The sequence below is a fragment of the Occallatibacter sp. genome (genome assembly GCF_036502485.1).
In the GTDB taxonomy this organism is placed as follows: domain Bacteria; phylum Acidobacteriota; class Terriglobia; order Terriglobales; family Acidobacteriaceae; genus Telmatobacter.
In genome coordinates this window covers 1-17,446 of the sequence record NZ_DASXYM010000095.1, presented here as the reverse complement: position 1 = coordinate 17,446, position 17,446 = coordinate 1, and the positions used below count along the sequence as shown (strand labels likewise).

The 17,446-nt window shown below is 58.8% G+C and carries 16 protein-coding genes and 3 tRNA genes; 15 read left to right on the top strand and 4 right to left on the bottom strand.

The genetic code is table 11. The features are described 5' to 3' along the window. Window positions 1-201 precede the first annotated feature (201 nt). Window positions 202-1,452 carry a caspase family protein gene (locus VGL22_RS13395; RefSeq protein WP_465267434.1) on the bottom strand — a complete coding sequence of 417 codons (1,251 nt, stop codon included), beginning with the start codon at window positions 1,450-1,452 and terminating at the stop codon, window positions 202-204. A 583-nt stretch (window positions 1,453-2,035) separates the two neighbouring features. Here VGL22_RS13395 and VGL22_RS13390 point away from each other — a divergent pair. Further along, window positions 2,036-3,130 (top strand): hypothetical protein, encoded by a 1,095-nt coding sequence (locus VGL22_RS13390; protein ID WP_465267433.1) that lies wholly within the window; start codon window positions 2,036-2,038, stop codon window positions 3,128-3,130. A gap of 376 nt (window positions 3,131-3,506) precedes the next feature. Beyond that, window positions 3,507-3,635 (top strand): hypothetical protein, encoded by a 129-nt coding sequence (locus tag VGL22_RS13385; RefSeq protein WP_465267432.1) that lies wholly within the window; start codon window positions 3,507-3,509, stop codon window positions 3,633-3,635. A gap of 404 nt (window positions 3,636-4,039) precedes the next feature. Here VGL22_RS13385 and VGL22_RS13380 read toward each other — a convergent pair. Then, a tRNA-His gene (locus VGL22_RS13380) sits at window positions 4,040-4,114 on the bottom strand. A gap of 125 nt (window positions 4,115-4,239) precedes the next feature. Between VGL22_RS13380 and VGL22_RS13375 the strand changes: the two genes are divergently transcribed. Both VGL22_RS13375 and VGL22_RS13370 read left to right on the top strand, forming a co-directional pair. Then, window positions 4,240-4,316 (top strand) — tRNA-Pro (locus VGL22_RS13375). A 325-nt stretch (window positions 4,317-4,641) separates the two neighbouring features. Continuing rightward, window positions 4,642-5,136 carry a toll/interleukin-1 receptor domain-containing protein gene (locus VGL22_RS13370; RefSeq protein ID WP_465267431.1) on the top strand — a complete coding sequence of 165 codons (495 nt, stop codon included), beginning with the start codon at window positions 4,642-4,644 and terminating at the stop codon, window positions 5,134-5,136. Window positions 5,137-5,146: 10 nt separating this feature from the next. Here the strand turns inward: VGL22_RS13370 and VGL22_RS13365 are convergent, their stop codons facing one another. After that, window positions 5,147-6,406 carry a site-specific integrase gene (locus VGL22_RS13365; RefSeq protein WP_465267430.1) on the bottom strand — a complete coding sequence of 420 codons (1,260 nt, stop codon included), beginning with the start codon at window positions 6,404-6,406 and terminating at the stop codon, window positions 5,147-5,149. A 487-nt stretch (window positions 6,407-6,893) separates the two neighbouring features. Between VGL22_RS13365 and VGL22_RS13360 the strand changes: the two genes are divergently transcribed. From VGL22_RS13360 to VGL22_RS13320, 9 genes are all read left to right on the top strand, one after another. Continuing rightward, window positions 6,894-7,124 carry a hypothetical protein gene (locus VGL22_RS13360; protein ID WP_465267429.1) on the top strand — a complete coding sequence of 77 codons (231 nt, stop codon included), beginning with the start codon at window positions 6,894-6,896 and terminating at the stop codon, window positions 7,122-7,124. Next, window positions 7,102-7,401, top strand: coding sequence for a helix-turn-helix domain-containing protein (locus VGL22_RS13355; RefSeq protein ID WP_465267428.1), 300 nt, complete (start codon window positions 7,102-7,104; stop codon window positions 7,399-7,401). Before VGL22_RS13360 ends, VGL22_RS13355 begins: the two co-directional genes overlap by 23 nt. Further along, complete coding sequence (locus tag VGL22_RS13350; protein ID WP_465267427.1) at window positions 7,398-9,428, top strand: phage/plasmid primase, P4 family; 2,031 nt, start codon at window positions 7,398-7,400, stop codon at window positions 9,426-9,428. Before VGL22_RS13355 ends, VGL22_RS13350 begins: the two co-directional genes overlap by 4 nt. A gap of 263 nt (window positions 9,429-9,691) precedes the next feature. After that, window positions 9,692-9,991 carry a hypothetical protein gene (locus VGL22_RS13345; protein WP_465267426.1) on the top strand — a complete coding sequence of 100 codons (300 nt, stop codon included), beginning with the start codon at window positions 9,692-9,694 and terminating at the stop codon, window positions 9,989-9,991. Next, window positions 9,988-10,428 (top strand): hypothetical protein, encoded by a 441-nt coding sequence (locus tag VGL22_RS13340; RefSeq protein ID WP_465267425.1) that lies wholly within the window; start codon window positions 9,988-9,990, stop codon window positions 10,426-10,428. Before VGL22_RS13345 ends, VGL22_RS13340 begins: the two co-directional genes overlap by 4 nt. Continuing rightward, window positions 10,415-10,708, top strand: a complete 294-nt coding sequence (locus VGL22_RS13335; protein WP_465267424.1) for a hypothetical protein — start codon at window positions 10,415-10,417, stop codon at window positions 10,706-10,708. Before VGL22_RS13340 ends, VGL22_RS13335 begins: the two co-directional genes overlap by 14 nt. A 549-nt stretch (window positions 10,709-11,257) precedes the next feature. Then, window positions 11,258-11,806, top strand: coding sequence for a hypothetical protein (locus VGL22_RS13330; RefSeq protein ID WP_465267423.1), 549 nt, complete (start codon window positions 11,258-11,260; stop codon window positions 11,804-11,806). A gap of 294 nt (window positions 11,807-12,100) precedes the next feature. After that, window positions 12,101-13,246 carry a TIR domain-containing protein gene (locus VGL22_RS13325; RefSeq protein ID WP_465267422.1) on the top strand — a complete coding sequence of 382 codons (1,146 nt, stop codon included), beginning with the start codon at window positions 12,101-12,103 and terminating at the stop codon, window positions 13,244-13,246. Between the two features lie 48 nt (window positions 13,247-13,294). Beyond that, window positions 13,295-13,522: a hypothetical protein gene (locus VGL22_RS13320; protein WP_465267421.1), complete on the top strand. Its 228-nt coding sequence runs from the start codon at window positions 13,295-13,297 to the stop codon at window positions 13,520-13,522. Window positions 13,523-14,018: 496 nt separating this feature from the next. Here VGL22_RS13320 and VGL22_RS13315 read toward each other — a convergent pair whose 3' ends face one another. After that, a complete protein-coding gene (locus VGL22_RS13315; protein ID WP_465267420.1) occupies window positions 14,019-14,363 on the bottom strand; it encodes a hypothetical protein in 345 nt (114 codons plus the stop codon). Between the two features lie 446 nt (window positions 14,364-14,809). Between VGL22_RS13315 and katG the strand changes: the two genes are divergently transcribed. Together katG and VGL22_RS13305 are read left to right on the top strand one after the other, a co-directional pair. Beyond that, window positions 14,810-17,050 carry a catalase/peroxidase HPI gene (gene katG, locus VGL22_RS13310; RefSeq protein ID WP_465267419.1) on the top strand — a complete coding sequence of 747 codons (2,241 nt, stop codon included), beginning with the start codon at window positions 14,810-14,812 and terminating at the stop codon, window positions 17,048-17,050. A 260-nt stretch (window positions 17,051-17,310) separates the two neighbouring features. Beyond that, window positions 17,311-17,387 (top strand) — tRNA-Arg (locus VGL22_RS13305). Window positions 17,388-17,446: the final 59 nt, after the last annotated feature.

Sequence of the window (17,446 nt, the reverse complement as noted above, 5' to 3'; positions counted from 1 at the left end):
AGCGGTATAGGCGAGGCTGCGCCCAGTTGAGCGGAGGCGGCCCGCACGAAGTGTTCGTGTGACCGCGGACCGTCTGGGCGGATTCGCTTGCACCCTCTCGAAACGCATATGTCTCCAGGACTTTGCCAATTCGAAAAGCACGCTGTGCACTCTAAACGGCAGACATGCGTACCAGCGCGTTGGGAAACGGGGAGGCTCGCGTCAGTTTGGCTTCACTTCGTTGACCAACCAATCGCTTTGAGATTTGTCAGATCTTTTCAAAGTGATACTCACTGAATCGCTCTGGGGGGGCTGCACCTTCCCCGCATAGGTATATCGCACCACCTGCGAACACCTCACCTGCGCTGCGTCTGAATCAAATGCTGGGTCCTTGCAATTGAGGTGCATCCGCAGCGCATTCATTTTGTTGAATGTGGCGTTGAGCTTACCTTTTTGTTGCTTGCTCAGGGTAGGCCAAACTTCCATCAGTTCGGAAACGCTCTCGCTTTCATAGGCATCGGCATATCTATGGAGCGCGGTCACAACGCCTTCTATGGCAGGGTTGAGCGGTGGCGGTGGCGCTGGCGAGGCGATTGATGGAATGGATGGCTTGCCGGAACCTGTGAACGTTGCCGGAACAGTTCGAAAAAAGATGAAGTCTCCGCCGTCATGCCCAGAGTCCCGAATCACCTCGTATTCCGGGCTCTGGAGCGAACTTCCAAATACTTGCGTGTAGACCTCGCTGGACAGATACCTCGCCGGGAAGGGTGACTCGTCGATGCTGCCGAACTGTGCGAGTAAGGCGTGGGCAAAAACCGAATGCCCATCAGGACCTCCATCCGACACCGGTTCGTCTCCGCCGCTTGCCATCAGATTTCTCGATTTGGCGGTGAACCATTGATTTAACTTCCCGGAACGGTCTGCGGGAGTGATTCCCTCATAGTCTCCCCGCGATCGGGCCAGTCCACCTGAGAAACAACTGTCCGATATGATTAGTATGTGCCGAGAGCGAATGGCACGAAGATCATCCGCAAGGTCGGCGGCGCTGATCCAGTTCACGTTACTGTCTTGCGTTGCATCAATAGGGAGCCAGTACGCCTGGCCGCTATCTCTAAGTCCGTGCCCAGCGAAATAAATCACCAGGTTTGTGTTTTCGTCGAGGGTTCGGCGAATCTCGTTCAAGGCGCTCAGGATGTCGCTGCGATTCGCATTTCTCAGCAAGTGTACCTTGAATCCGAATTTCTGGTCGAGAACCTCTGCGATTGACTCTGCGTCGTGCACAGCTGTAGTCAACTTGCCGATACTTGCATAGTCGTTGTTGCCAATCACCAGAGCGTAGAACGACGCCGATGATGAAGAAGTCGGAACAAACGACGTCGCGGTAACATCCATCACGCCACGGTTCTTGGCGGTGTCCTGACCGTATAGGAGCCCGACACACGCCCAGGCGGCCATCGCCGCAGCCACGGTCATGGAGGTATGCCGAAGTGACGGAATTCCCATCGTGGGCCCCCCGTTTTCACAATCCAGCGGCGATCAATGTGCGCAAATTCCAGTCGGTCGCGCAATAGGCGCAGGGTGTAGGCTTCTCGGGATATCGGGTCGCGAAGTCCCCAGCCCGTGAACGGCGATCATTGTCCGCAGCAAAACCGATAGAAACAGCTGGACCGGGGAAGAAGTCGTTACCGGGTTAATGCCGATTCCACTCGTGCTCAGCGCCTTTTTGCGAATTGCCTTTGGACGGGCAGCCTTTCAGAAAAGGGTGAATCCGAACATCGGGGAAAGTCGGTCTCAAAATGGCCCAAAGAGGTCAGGAGAGGATGCTACCGCAGTTTCAGCGGGGCGTCTACACTGATTTTTCGCCACGTCGTTAGCCGCAGTTCGGTGGGATCGACCGAAGAAGCGTTAGGCCCTTGTTACTTCTCCAAACGTGATCCTAGCAACGAGATTAGATGCTGGACTCGTGTTCTTCCCCGAATTCATTGATCAAGTGGTATAGGATTATCGACCAGGTTCACGTGAATGGCTCTCCACTACGCATGTCTGGAGGAAACCTATGATCGAGCGCATTTTCAATGATCTCGTGGCCTGGGCGATTCTCGGCGGGATCGGGGTGCTGGCATTTCTGGTTGGATTGCTCTTCAAGAACAATTTCAAGAAAAGCACCGACACTGACGATCCGAGTTGGGGCGACGGTGCACTTCGCGGCTTGGAAGGGCTTATTCTCGTCGCCATCGGTGCATTGCTGGCCCGCACCTTCATCAGCCTTCTGATGGGATGGGCAAACGATTCGGCAGGAGCCGGGCTGGCTGTCGGCTGGGGCTTTTTTATCGTGCCGGGCCTTATCGATACGATCCCTTATCTAACTAAGAGCGCCCCGATCCTCACCAGCGTTGACGTGCTCATGATGTTCGCCACTGTGGTCGGCGGCGTCTCCGGCGCCTTCAGCGGGTTGTGGAAGATTTATAAGTGGGACGGCCTTGGCTGGATCGCTTTTCCGCTCGATGTGACTTGGGCATTGGCCGGGAATACAGTCGGATGCCTCTTGCATATCATCAATTTCGCCTGGGCCCGCCACGCCGATGAAGACCGCTCAAACGCGCACCGTTATGAGAGTGGCTTCTGCCTCCAGTCTGGATACGCGTTTACCCAGGGAGCGGTAATGAGCAGCCTGTCTGACGCGCCGGGCGCCGATCTTTACAACCACGAATTCACACACGTCTGGCAGGACCGCATCTTCGGCCCCATGTACACGCTCACCTATCTCGGCTGGATGGTAGTGTGGCTCGTGCCTTCAATGATCGCCGCCATCTTCCAGGTTGGAATCACAAAAATCTTTGCCGGTCCGCAGGCCTGGTGCTATTTCAACAATCCGTGGGAGGCATGGGCCTATGCGGTAGGAAAGGCGCCTCGGGACAACATCCGAGGCCAGAGCGCCGAAGTTAAGAAAATGGTCTGGTCGGGGGGCTGGGTGATCGGCTGGAGCGTCGTCTTCTTCCTCCTATCGGGTCTGCTGGCCGTGCTGACCGTGAAGTCAGTTTGGATCGAAGCAGGTGCCAAGCCGGCGTCCACTCATGTGCAGGGCAAGAGTGCACAAAAATCGAAACCACCATCGCCTCCCAAGAAGCCGGCGAATCCACCGCGTAAATAGTTCGATGGACTTGAGAATTGGATGATGAGTCAGCACCGTGCCAGTTGGCAGGAGTGCTCATAAAGACGTCCAAGGCAACGACGCTGAAGAAACGACCATATTGCCGATCAGTTAGCCTGTGGTACGTTTACTGTCGCAAGGCAATTGTTGGTTTCGCGAGGCTCAGAACTGTCCCTAGTGGGCGGTGAGTCCGACCGAGCCGGAACTCGTTACCTGATGAGTCTGCGATCGGGGTGGTGCAGAGCCTCCTCCACTACTTGAGCCTCCACCACAGCCGAACTCGCCGCCGCGACCGTCAGAACAATCCCCACGCAACCACAAACAAGATCCGGTCCGCGGCCCATCTCAGTCTGACGAAAACAAGTGGAGCAGGAGGATGGGTAGCATCAACAGAGCTGAAGCTGGTCCCGGTATCGTTTCCGTGAAGCCCACTGTGATCTGGTATGTTCCTGCTGGCGTTGTCGAGGAAGTGGTGACGGTTACCGCACTCCGCGTGGATGAATAGCTGCAATCCGCCCACTAGGTAGATTCAGACCGCTCACAGAGATGTTCGTTGCCGAGGACGACAGAGTCACTGGATATGTAGCAGTTGAGCCTGAAGTCACTGTGGCTGTCTGGTAAATGCCGGAGGCCGTTGCGAATCCTGGAGAATCGACCTCGATCTGCAAGGAGTTGAAGGATCCGCCGCCGGGAGTTGGTATCTGCACCGAAATTGCGGTTCTTCCTGTATTGGCGATATAGGAAGCCGGAACTTGCACTGAAAGTTGTGTCACGCGCCCATTGCGTGTGGAGCGGGGAACTCCCCCGTATACTGTCGAGGTCGTTGCGAATCCCCGATCCAGTTACCGTAAGCGCGAAGGCAGCACTACCTGCGCTGATAGACGCCGGCGAAAGTTTTGAGCTTTTTATTGGGGCGGCTAGTGGGGATCGAACCCACGACATCCTGAGCCACAGTCAGGCGTTCTGCCTCTGAACTATAGCCGCCATAACCTCTCGATTGTAGCATCATCGGAGTTGGCAGCGAAGAGCCTCCCATGCCCCGTGGCGCCCCCCTTGATGCGGCTTGCTGGGGCGAGCCTGGGAAATCCCGGGTACAATCGGATCAGAGTCGGGGCGTAGCGCAGTCTGGTAGCGCATCTGCTTTGGGAGCAGAGGGTCGGGGGTTCGAATCCCTCCGCCCCGACCAATCAATTCAACAATTTAAGGCATCGATTTCGCCTTAGAATCAGTAGCGTACGGGGTATAGTACGGGACTCGATAACCTTTGAGAGTGGCGAGAGTACGACATGGCTAGATGCACAGCACCTGTAAGGGGGCATCGCACAGCGAGCGCTAGAGCGGAATGCCCTGCATGCGGCAGCCGCTACGGCGGTTACGGCGGTTACGGCGGCTACACGCCCTCTTACTCGTCCCGGTCTTACTCCCCTTCGCTGAGCAGTGGGGGCAGCTCAAGCGGCGGCAGGTCCAGCAGCAGCAGCGCAAGGCCCAGATGGTCGCCAGCCAGTTCCTCCGTGGTCTACACGCCTGCTGAGGTGCGGGCACTCACGCCGGTCCGCGAGACCATTGAGAAGTTAACGCTCCTGCCTGAGCGTCGGGACTTCTTTCTCTGCCATGCGTGGGATGACCGGGCAGGGGCCGCTAAGGAACTGTACGATCAGCTCCAGTCACGCGGTGTCTCGGTCTGGTTCAGCGAGGTGGACGTCCGCCTCGGCACACAATTGCTCCGCGAAATAGACAAAGGATTGGCGAAGTCGCGAGTCGGTATCGTGCTGGTCACACCTGCGCTGCTCCTCCGTTTAAAGGGAGAGAGTATCGCCGACAAAGAGCTGTCGGTACTCCTGGCACGTGACCAGCTCGTCCCCATTGTGCACGGCACGACGTACGAGGCTCTCCGGGATGTTAGCCCCATGCTCGCCTCGCGAAGCGGCCTGAGTACTGTAGAAAACCCGATGACAGTGGTCGCATCGAAGCTCGCCGAGCTGGTCGCCGTTAGCACTATCGCGTAACCAGAAGCTATTAGTTGGTTAGCAGCCGAGGCGGAGATGTTCTATCTGCTCCCGAATCGTGCGGAACGGCGGCGATCGCCTCGACAGCCCGCCGCATCGCGCTCTCCTCGAAGTGACCGTACCGTTCCGCCATCTCGATCACCGTCGATAAACGCCACCCCACAACTTTGGCAATGATCGGTAGAGGCTGCCCGGCCGCAATCATTCTTGATACCGCGGTGTGTCGAAGGTCGTGAAAGCGGAACGAGACGAGCCCCGCTGGAAGCTGCTCTAGTACCGCTCCGCAAGTCTCGCAGCGGTATCCCTTGGTCTTGCCGTCGCGAAGCGTCCCTGCCATGCAGGAAGGGCAGCGGCGCTGGGTCCTGCGCTTTGCCGACTCCCACGCAGATTGAATCGTGCCGACCGGCTTTTTGGGGTCGTTGTCGAATACTTTGACCACGCCGCCGAATGTTCCCTTCTTGCCGTGCAGACCGTACCGCGAAACCGGAAACACGTAATGGTCGGGTTTGCGATCGGGGAACTCTAACGCCCAGATGCTGAGAGTTTCGAGAGCACGTGCGTTGAGCGGCACGACCCGGCCTGTTCCGGCTGCCGTCTTGTCCTTTCCGATTTGGATACGCCGCTTTTGGAGATCGACACGGCCCCACTGGAGGGTGCGGATGGTGTCGTAGCGCGCGCCGGTATCGATGGCGAGTGTAACGAAGGGGAGCAGCGCGCGGGAGACCGAGCGGGCGCATTCTTGGAGCAGCAGCGCTTCCTGTTCCGCCGTGAGCGCCTTACCCACGTCCGCGCGCTCGGGCAACATATGGACCTCGTCCTTTAGCCGCGCCCAGTGCCCGGTGTAGATCAGTATTTTGCGCAGAACGCCGATATCCATGTTGATGCTTCGATTCGACGGGTTCTTGGGCTCGGCGAGGCGCGCCTTCTGATACTCGGCGATGTCGGCCGCTTCGATGTCCGCCAGTAGCCGGTCTTTACCGAACGCGGGCAGAATCTTCTTTAGAGCAGCAGTGACGATGCCCTGCATTGCGGGGGACCACGGTTGCTTGCGCGGCTTCGCTTGCCACGCTTCGGCGGCTTCGCCCAGATAGTAAAACCGCTTCTTAGGCCGCAGCCCCGAGGCACCATCGCGGAGGTCGTTGAGCCGCTGGTCGTGGACGCGCTGAGCGCGTTTGCGGTCCGTCTCGCCCGTGGTCTCGTAGACGCGCTGGCCCTTGAACGTAAAGTCCATTACGAAGACGTTTCGGCCCTTCGGTTTGTAGATCGCCATACCCCTGCCCCTCTTTCCGCAGGAAGGATACCCCCCGTACGCCAGAACGCCAAAGAGAAATCTTGACATATCGGCTCTGTAAGTAGCGGTAGTTATTAGAGTTATAGTGGTAGCTAAGAGAGACCAATCGGTTATATACTAAGTGAGCCTACCTAACTCGGACTTAGGCCTGAAGGAATCGCGCTCAGCAACTCTAGGCGCGATGAGTGCAAGGCTGATACCCGAGGGTGAAGGGGAGAGAATGCGTGAGGTGGCGCTGCAGTAGCCGCCTAGCCGATTGGACAACGGCACAAAAGCGCATTCGGCCAAGAGGCCAGCAACTACGGCCGACAGCCCGCCCCGCCGCCACCAAAATAGCGAGCTGATTCGATCTGAGGTAGACCTAATGAGTCTCTCTGCTCGCGCCGTACGTCCGAACGCTGCCCCCGCAGCCGCGACAACACCGCCCGTTTACTCGACAACATCCCTACACTTGGCTGCATACCTATTGACCACGCAAAGCGACCTGCAATTCCTCGGCGCAGAGGTGGCAAACACGAGGCGGCAGCAAGCTGAACTTTGCTTCGCGGACCCGAAAGGAATCGGCGCGCGCATCGCTGAAGAGTATCAGCAGAGCCCGTTCCGTGATTTCGTCGAAGCGCAAAGGTATTTGCGGGTGGAGATTGGTCGTGTAATCCGTGAAGCGGAGTTGGCGGATGTTAAGCCCGTCCGCGTCTAAGACACGCCGCCCATTGTTGACCGTCGAGGAGTTCGCGGCGGCCTTAAACGTCAGACCAAAGACAGTAAGAGACTGGGTGCTTGAGCGCCGATACCCGTTCGTGCGTGTTGGGCGACTCGTACGCTTTCGCCCCGAAGTGCTCGATGGACTGATCGAGTGTGGCGAGGTTCCGGCGCGGCTCCGCCGTACGCACCGCCGTACCCACGAGGCGCGGCCCAAGGACCTGCTGGGAATTGCCACTGCGCCTTTCCGCGCCGATAGCGGGGGTGCGCGATGAAAGCCACTGTGCAACAGAAATTCGCCGCCGAGTTGAAGCGGCGACGCATTAGCGTAACGGACGCGGAAAGCCTGCGTTTGACCCCCTCGGACGCGGGCATAACTATCCCATACCTGCACCCCGTGACCGGCAAGCCGCACTCGAAGGTTTGGCGCACTCGGTTTTGGGAAGAGAACAAAGAGGGGCGGCGATATGGGCAGCCGCTCAAGTCGGGTGTGGAGGTTTACTTTCCGGCCATTATCGATTGGAAGCACATCCTTTCGGATACCAGTATTCCGGTACTGATAACGGAGGGCGAGTTTAAGGCGTGCGCAGCCTGCCAGCTTGATATGCCGTGCATTGCGATCGGCGGGGTGGACAGCTATGGCGGTGTGAACCTGACTCCGTGGCTTCGGCTCGTCAACTGGAAGGGACGAGCAGTTGACGTCTGCTACGACTCTGACTTAGCGGACAAGGAAGGTGTTGCCGAGGCACTGAAACGGTTCTCCGCAGCGTTAGATCCTCTAGGCGCTAAGGTGCGCGCGCTGCAACTGCCGGATAGCGAAGATGGCGAGAAGGTGGGTCTTGACGACTACCTGCACGCCAAGGGTCGCAAGGCATTTGCAAGACTTCGCGCGGCGGCGCAAAAGCCCGGGCCGGAACCTCGGCGCGAAGGGCTCTTGACCAAGTGGGTCTCGGAGCATCTGCAGAGCCAGGGACGTTATGTCCCGCAGCTAGATCATTGGATACTCCTTAAGAACAACGTCCTAGAGCCGGATATTACTAATGTTGCTTGGGGGCGCGTGAACGAGTTGTGCGAGACGCTTGCGGCGCAGCAGCCGAAGAAAACGGACCGCATCTGGATGGACCGCGCTTCGACAGCTACTGCGGTAATGAGCAAGCTACGCGGACTCCAGGTGCTCTCGCTGACTACGGACAAGTTGGACCAAGAGCCTAGCCTAATCGGGCTGAGCGATGGGTCTGTGCTAGACGGGTCGCCCGAAGCGCTGCGCCAGTTCTTTCGAACCGGGAAGATACCTGCGCGGCCTGACCCGTTCGCGGACGCCATAACCAAGCGCCTATCTGTGGTGCCCGAGCCCGGGGAACCGAAGGCGTGGCTTCGATGCTTGCGGCAGTGGATGCACGGAGACGATGGCGTTATCGGGATGGTCCAGCGTGCCTTCGGGTATTCGCTAACCGGGCTGGTGTGCGAAGAGAAGTTCTTCTACGTACTAGGACCGGAAGGTACGGGGAAGTCGAAACTATTGGACCCGATATTCGACATCCTTGGTACTTACGCCTATGCCATGCCGCGTGACTTGGTCGAGGACCACGGCGAGAAGCACGAGCCGCACGCCGAACACGTTTCCGGCATCGAAGGCAAGCGATTCGCACTGTTTACCGAGAGCGGCGAAGGTGCGCGCCTGAACGAGAAATACGTGAAGGCCCTCACAGGAGGCGGCGACCCGCTGCCTGCTCGCGCGCTTTACGGCAAAGCGCGCACATTGATCCCGGTCTCCAAGCTGTGGATTATGTCCAACCACGATTTAGGGTTGCGCGGGTCGGGGGAGGGCATTCGCCGTCGCCTGTTGCTAATTCCGTTCGATGCCAGGCCCTCCAAGCCCGACATGCAACTGCTGGACAAGCTAAAGGCTGAACGCGGGCGAATCCTCTATTGGATGCTTCAAGGACTACGCGACTGGCACGAGCGCGGCTTGGACCTGCCGCAATGCATCCTGACCGCGTCGGCAGAGTACGTGAAATCCCAAGACCCCTTCGGGCAGTGGTTCGAAGAACAGTGCACAGCCGAATCAGGAGCAGAGATTCGGCTCCTGGCGCTGTATACAGACTTCGAGATGTGGGCGCGTGGCCGTGGACAACGATGGCCGCCGCGGATAGAGAAGTTGCGCGACTGGTTGAAGGGGAGGGGATACGAACTCCCACCTAAGCGTCACGATGGACGCTATGTCGTCGGCATCCGTCTGGCGTCGAAGGTGGGACTGAATGAACAGTTCCGGGGAGGGAAGGTCGTGCAGATGCGGAGATAGCCCTGCGCGCCGCCGCGCCGCTCGCGCCGCCTCGGCCTATAAGTGGATATAAATGGGTACCTAAAGAGGGAGGTACTTAGTTATAGAAGCTTTGCCGCCTAGGCGGCGCGAGCGGCGCGGCGGCGCGGCCCGAGGCCGAAAGAGGAGCAGATGATAGAGCAGCTTCGGCGGCAGACGCAGTACTCGTTTCGCAATCTGGATGTGGTCGTCCCCAAGTGACCTGCCAGACGAACATCCCAACCTTGAACAAGGAGAAAACGCCGATGAATGGGACCGATTGGATTGATGGCTTCGTGGCCGAGTTGGCGGAGGGAGTCTCTGAAGCCAGCCGTCGCGACGGCAATGTAGTGCAGCCTGATTGCGCGCGGCTGAACATGTACTACCAGATGCGAATCGCGGGCGCTCTGGAGCGAATCGCGGAACGTCTCGACGCGCGCGCCGCCGCACGCCTCCGTACGGATCACCGTACTCCGGGTGCGAAGGCCACAAGAAACCAAGGAACGGAAACAGCGCGTGTCCGCCCCACGAGCGGTAAGGTGCGCAAACGTGAGGTGAAGAAGTGACCAAGAAGACCAAAAACTCGGCCCTCGTACGCCGAAGTACGCCGCCCGCCGCGCGCGCAGGGCCGCGGGTCGATAAGGCAGAGGTCGTCATCGCAAGGCTGCTGCGCGGGGGCAGGCTTACTGACGTGGCGCGAGAAACCAACATAGGCTACGCCACTCTTCGCGAGTGGCTAGCCTCTGAGTGGTTTCGTACGCAGTACCAAGCGGCACGGCGGCAACTACTCGACGCGACCATCGACAAGCTGCGCAGCGTCGGGTCCGACGCGGTTGAGTTGCTGTATCGGGTGATGATGGATCCCAAAAAGCCAACGACACCGCGGGTCGGGGCAGCGCGCAGTTTACTTGAAGTCCTTCTCCGCGCTGTCGAGACGCAAGACCTGTCGGAACGCCTTGAGCATCTGGAGGCAGCGGTGAAGGAGGCGAATGAGGGACATTAAAGGACGGCTGAAGAAGCTCGAAGAGACGTTGCATATCGAGTCGGTGACGCTCTGTTGCGAGGGTGGCGAGACGATAACCATCCGGCAGCGCGACGTATTGCCGTTAGTCCTTGCCGGATTCCGCAAGCGGTACGCGGAGATCGTCGGGATTCCGGCCCGAGGTTCGAAGTACGACCGAGAGTTGGCGCTACTAGAGCGGGTTGCCACCGTACCAGTAAATGACCCGATGCTGAGCCTTGTATCCAGCGTCTTGAACCGACCGAAAGGGGGAGGGAAATGAACGATCCAAAAGCCATTCGATCTTACGACCTACGACGGCGGGCTGAGAGGCGAGGCGATATGATCCGTGCTTCGCTCTCTATCATGCTTGAGCACAGTACGCGCACAGCACGCACACTGGCAGCCGATGGAGGCGAGACCAGGAGGCTCGGGATAACGCGAGACCAGCTTCTGATCCTTCGCGAAGTGACCGGAGCGCGGGGTCGCGCCTCTGACGGGCCGCAGGATTCGGCCTTAGAACGCATGGAACGCGCAGCCGCAGAGTCTTGTGGGCTCGCTTGAGGAGATGAACGCGATGCTAAGAGCCGGACCGATTACTGGAAGAATTGGCCTCAACCATGGGCCGCTTACCAACAAGCTATTTATGGACGACGTTCAGCCTGTGTACGAGGGTGTGCGGCCGGGTTCCTCTGATCTCCCGCCGTTTGGACCTTCTGTCCCGTTCGACAGCGGTTGGGGAGCATCGGGAGCAGCTGCCGCGTCTCCTCTCGGACACGGTGGGGCTGCTGCCCCGCGTCCGCTCGGATTGAGCGCCAGCGCTGAGGCCCAGGTGACCAGACAACTTGCGTCCGCGCCAAATTCGGATGCGCGGAACCTGCTCGCAGTGGAGTGGGCTGAGGTGAACCGGCGCGTGCGGGAGTTCTTGACCGAGGCTCGCGCGCAGCGGCTCTCGGAACTGCAGGCAAACCTTCAGGACGTTCTAGCGGGGGGCCGCGCGGCTCTGGACAAGTGGAAAGACTGCGACACTGAAGCTCGTACCGCGCAGGGACGCTTGAACGCGTACTTTGACACGCTTGGGAGGGCGCGTGTGGAACTGATGCAAGTGGAAGGCGAACGCCCGGACCGTGAGCAGTGGCCTACGGCGGAGGAGTTGGCGGAGTATGACCAGCGGCTCTCCCGCGCACAGGACAGGGCGCGCCGAGCCGAACGCCACCATTCAGATCTGACAGATGTGTTCGCCCGGGCCGAAGCCGCGGCAACTAACGCGGCAAGAGCACTGGAGGCACTACGAGAGCAGCGTGACCAGTTGCAGGCACAGATAGACGGGAAGCCGTACCGGGGCCCATTCGGGCTTACGGTACCAGCGGGCGGAGTTTAGCGAGATGGTGCGCGCGCCGTGGGGGTAGTCTCCTTGCCCCGAGAGGGAGCGGCGTCCGCACCAGCGGTGGGGCGGCATCTCACAGGCTGTCCGCCCCACTTTAATTTATGCGTGTCGTTGGCTGTGCTCTGCGACGGTGCGCGCTCTGGCGGATACCGCCTCCATGCCGCCGTGTTCGCCCTTTTGTCGCTCATGAATGGGCTGACGACTCTGGGCTGGTAAGCCCCTCACCCGACAAAAAGCTATAATGCTTGTCGTAATCTGCTGATGAACTTTGCCCGAGGAGGGTTCGCGTTGGCTTTAAAACAGCCCGAGAAAAAGGTGGCCAAGAAAGTCGCCAAGAAGAATGCGCCTCAGCCTGCCGCATCGGAAGCTCCCAAACATTTCATGCAGTCCGATTTCCCGCAGGTTAGCCTGCAGGAGGCTCAAAAACTTGCTACGGCCATAATGGACAATTTTGCCGGCGAAGGCGGGTCGCCGCCGGACGTGGCGCTTGCGGTAGGAATTAGCCCGACGAGCAGTGGATGGAGGGTGATTTCCGGCGCTTCAATCGCATATGGCCTGACTAACGGCGGAGTTAACGCTGCAAAGATCACGATCACAGATCTCGGGAAAAAGCTCGTTGCTCCTGAGGAGGAAGGCGCAGATATGGCGGCGCGCCGCGAAGCTATTCTCAAGCCGCGCCTTTTGAAAGAGTTTTTCGAAAAATATAGACGCGCCAAGCTGCCGGGAGACGTTATCGCGGCCAACGTCTTGAGAGGCATGGGGGTGCCTGCCAATCGCGCTAACGATGCGCTCGCCATCATAAAGGAGAACGGTAAGTACGCTGGAATCATCCGCGACACGCCAACCGGTCCGTTTATCAACCTGGACTCGCCTGGAGTTCCCGCGCCCATCTCTTCTCCGGTAATTTCGACAGATGATGATGAGACACAACCAGCAACAGAAGCGATAGCTAAGACAACGCCGTTTCAGCCACCGCCGATTAAACCCGTAGTCGCGGTCATGTCCGACGCGAAGGCCGATCGAGTTTTTATTACACACGGCAAGCAGCGTGGGATCGTGACGCAAATTAAGGAACTTTTGGAGTTCGGAAAATTCCAGCCTGTGGTTTCAGTCGAGCGCGAAACAACGGCAATCTCTGTGCCTGAGAAAGTTTTCGAGGATATGCGTTCTTGCTCTGCAGGTGTCATCCACGTCGGCGCTGAAGGGAAGTACCTCGACCACGACGGCAACGAGCATTCCAAGCTCAACGATAACGTCTTGATTGAGATTGGCGCAGCAATGGCGCTCTACGGCAAAAAGATGATTTTGCTGGTAGAAAAGGGCGTTTCGTTGCCGTCGAACTTGCAGGGTCTTTATAGGTGCGAGTACGAGGGCGACAGACTAGAATACGAGTCGACAATGAAGCTGCTGAAGACGTTTAGCCAATTTCGATAAACGTGAAGCCCGCCGCTAATCTGGTGGACAGCGTGACATCGGAGATTTATGAACGTGGATTACAAGGGCTGCTTTTTGCAGGCAATTCCGAACGAATTGGCAGATGGCAGCGGCTGGACCGTCGAGCTTTACGTCGCCAGACCGGATGGGGAAGCCATCCTAGATACGCAATACCTCTTTGAGCGCAAGTTCCCGAGCGAGCGGAGCGCCGTTGACGCGGCAATTGAGGCAGGAAAGCGGCTCATCGACGGCACCATCACCCCAACGAACGCTTAGGGTACGCAACAACGTTAGAGACCTCCCGGCCCGGCACTCGGAGGGGGTAGGCCACCCTGCGGCGGGCCCGGTGTGGTCGCTAGTCGTTCTAAGCCTCACAGCGACTCGGTAACCCCCGTTCGAGCCGTTTCGTACGGGGGAACGTACGGGAGAACTCGCCAGTAATGGGCGGTAATCGGCGGTACTCAACGGCGACAGTACGCCGACCTAAATTGCTAATTAATAACCAGTTTATGGCTGATATGAGTGGGTTTAGGGCCGAATTGGGCTAGGCGCTTTGGGAGCAGAGGGTCGCTGGTTCGAATCCAGTCGCCCCGACCATTCACGGCATAGATTTTGAAAGCTTGAATCGCTCCATACATGGTTGTTGGCAACCCACAGACCCGCGAATTACCATTTCTTCATCAGGGTCAGTGGGAGCCTTTCTCCGGACCAGACGTTCCCCTCTGTTAAAGCGCAGCAGACTACCGACTTTCACTGTATGTCTCAGTTCTGTTCACTTGCGTAGGGGCCGCCGCGAGAGCTGTTCCAACCACCGGGCGAGTCGAGTTGTTGCCATGATGACGCTCGAGCGCGGGGTGGTGTTTCGGCTCTCAATCGGCAGGATTTCTGGCTGAGCCAGATGATCGATACCTGCGCATCTCACGTCGATAGCCGTCAGGCCATTTTCCGCCGTGAGACGGATGGTTCGTTTACGGCCTACTTCAGCGACCATGGCCATATGTTCGGTGGTCCTGAAGGGGGAAAGCGTCGCCACTTCGTAGCCTCGCGCTGTTTGGACAAGCGAATTTACCAAAAAATCCATGCGTCCTTTGAAGTCGAGCGTGCACGAATAGTCCATCCCATCGATTCCGAGCGGCTGTCGCAGATGGTGGGCCAATTGCCTTCCGAATCGGTGAATACATTGGCCATCGCGCAGGTCTCCGCCTGCATCGCCCGGCTACCAGATGCCCGTTTGCTGAAAGCCGTATACGAAGCGATTACAGACGAGGGCACCGGCGGGAACCAAACAGGGCAAAACCTTGCCTCACTATTCGGCGAGAAGGGGTCCCGGCCTCACACAGACGTCTCTCCGAGGCTGCGTAGTCAACGAACACAGGGGCCTTGAGCTTCTGCTAATTTGAAACGGCAAGGGACACGCCGGCTCGGGACTTGAGCGAGCACTGGGCGCGCGGACCGATTTCAATCAGATGAAACTACGGACCGGCATGGGAAGATGGTTCGTTCAAATCGCGCCAGGCTCCTATACTGAATCTGCCCTCATAGGCAGCAAGTTCGGAGGTATTCATGGCGACCGATTCCAAGTGCCCGTTCTCGGGTGACATGCTCAAGCACACGACCGCAGGATCGAAGGGAAACCGCGACTGGTGGCCCAATCAACTGAGACTCGAGATTCTCCACCAGCAATCGCCCGTGTCGAACCCTCTGGGCGAGGAGTACAAATACGCTGAGGACTTCAAGACCCTTGATATGGACGCGGTCATCAAAGACCTTCACGCCCTCATGACGGATTCGCAGGAGTGGTGGCCGGCCGATTATGGCCATTACGGACCTCTGTTGATCCGAATGGCCTGGCACTCCGCGGGTACTTACCGCACCTTTGACGGCCGCGGGGGAGGGGGTAGGGGAGCACAGCGCTTCGCCCCTCTGAACAGCTGGCCCGACAATGTGAACCTCGACAAGGCCCGCCGCCTCCTGTGGCCCGTGAAGCAGAAGTACGGAAAGAAAATTTCCTGGGCTGACCTGATGATCCTGGCCGGCAATGTGGCGCTCGAATCCATGGGCTTCAAGACCTTCGGCTTTGGCGGCGGCCGTGCCGATATCTGGGAGCCGGAATTGGACACCGACTGGGGCCCGGAGGGCACTTGGCTCGGCGACCAGCGTTACAGCGGCGAGCGCGTCCTTGCCAATCCGCTGGCCGCTGTGCAGATGGGGCTTATCTATGTGAACCCCGAAGGGCCCAACGGCAACCCCGATCCTGCTGGATCGGCGCACGATATCCGCGAGACATTTGCCCGCATGGCCATGAACGATGAAGAGACCGTGGCGCTGATTGCCGGCGGCCACACATTCGGCAAGACGCACGGCGCTGCTCCGGCTTCACACGTAGGCGCTGAGCCCGAGGGTGGAAGCATCGAAGATCAGGGCCTCGGCTGGAAGAGCAGCTTTGAGACCGGCACCGGTCTGCACGCAATCTCCAGCGGCCTGGAAGGCGCCTGGACACCTACGCCGATCAAGTGGGATATGAGCTACTTCGAAACCCTGTTCGGCTACGAGTGGGAGCTGACCAAAAGCCCGGCAGGCGCGCACCAGTGGAAGCCGAAGGAGAACGCAGGCGCGGGCACCGTTCCCGATGCGCATGATGGATCGAAGAGCCATGCCCCGACCATGCTCACCTCGGACATCGCCTTGCGGGTCGACCCCGTGTATGAAAAAATCTCGCGTCACTTCCTTGAGAAGCCCGCGGAGTTCGCAGATGCCTTCGCGCGCGCCTGGTTCAAGCTCACGCATCGCGACATGGGGCCTATCGCGCGCTACCTCGGGCCGCTTGTGCCTAAGGAGCAGCTAATCTGGCAGGACCCCGTTCCCGCCGTCGATCACGAGCTTGTGAACGAGAAGGACATCGCCGCCCTCAAGGCTGAACTGCTCGCGTCCGGCCTGTCGATTGCGCAACTCGTAACCACCGCGTGGAAATCGGCCACCACCTTCCGCGCCAGCGACAAACGCGGCGGCGCCAACGGCGCGCGCATTCGCCTTGCTCCGCAGAAGGACTGGAAAGCCAATGAGCCGGCGGAACTGGCAGAGGTTCTGTCCAAGCTCGAATCCATTCAGAAGAGTTTCAACCAGCGCCAATCCGGGAAAAAGAAAATTTCGCTTGCCGATCTGATTGTGCTCGGAGGCAGTGCCGGTATTGAGGCCGCGGCCAAAAAGGCGGGCTCCGATTTGACCGTGCCTTTCGCACCCGGCCGGACGGATGCCACGCCGGAGCAAACCGATGTCGAATCGTTCGGCGTGCTCGAACCTAAGGCCGATGGATTCCGCAATTATTTGAGCGAAGGCCGCGAGGGCCACGCCTCTGAAATGCTGTTGGACAAGGCGCAGCTCTTGAGCCTCACTGCGCCTGAACTCACCGTGCTGATCGGTGGCATGCGCATGCTGAGCACTAACTACGGACATTCTCAACTGGGCGTGTTCACCAAGCGCCCTGAGACGCTGACCAATGACTTCTTCGTCAACCTGCTTGACATGCATACGAAGTGGGAGAGATCAGCAAACTCGGAGCACGTGCTGGAGGGCCGCGACCGCAAGACCGGCGAACTCAAGTGGTCTGCCACGGTAATCGATCTCGTCTTTGGTTCCAACTCCCAACTGCGCGCAATCGCGGAGGTGTACGGAAGCGATGATGCACATGAGAAGTTCGTTAAGGACTTCGCAGCCGCCTGGAGCAAGGTGATGAACCTCGACCGCTTCGACTTGGCCGCGTCCGCCAGTCAGCAATCTGAGGAGGCTCATCTGACGGTCCAATAAGCAGCACGCTGCAACGAGCAGATCTGCAGAATGAATTTGTCGCGGCCCAACCGGCTGGAGTGAGCAGTCATCGCCCACTCCGGCCGCGTTTGCGTCAGGCGCCACCCCAGGCTCGCCCGCCAGAATCATTTGGGCGGCCCGACACCCAAAAGCCATGTCTGCGGCAGAAACACATGTCTCCGCCCCAGCAGCGCGTGTCTTCCAGCCTTCCAGCTGCAACACATGCCTCCGGCCCCACAAAAGCTACAATGGATTCTTACGGGCGAGTAGCTCAATTGGATAGAGCACCGGCCTTCTAAGCCGGGGGTTGTGGGTTCAAGCCCCGCCTCGCCCACCATTGAAAACAAAAGATTGCGAGTTGCGGCAAACTTTTTCTCACACTGTCTTTCGATTGAC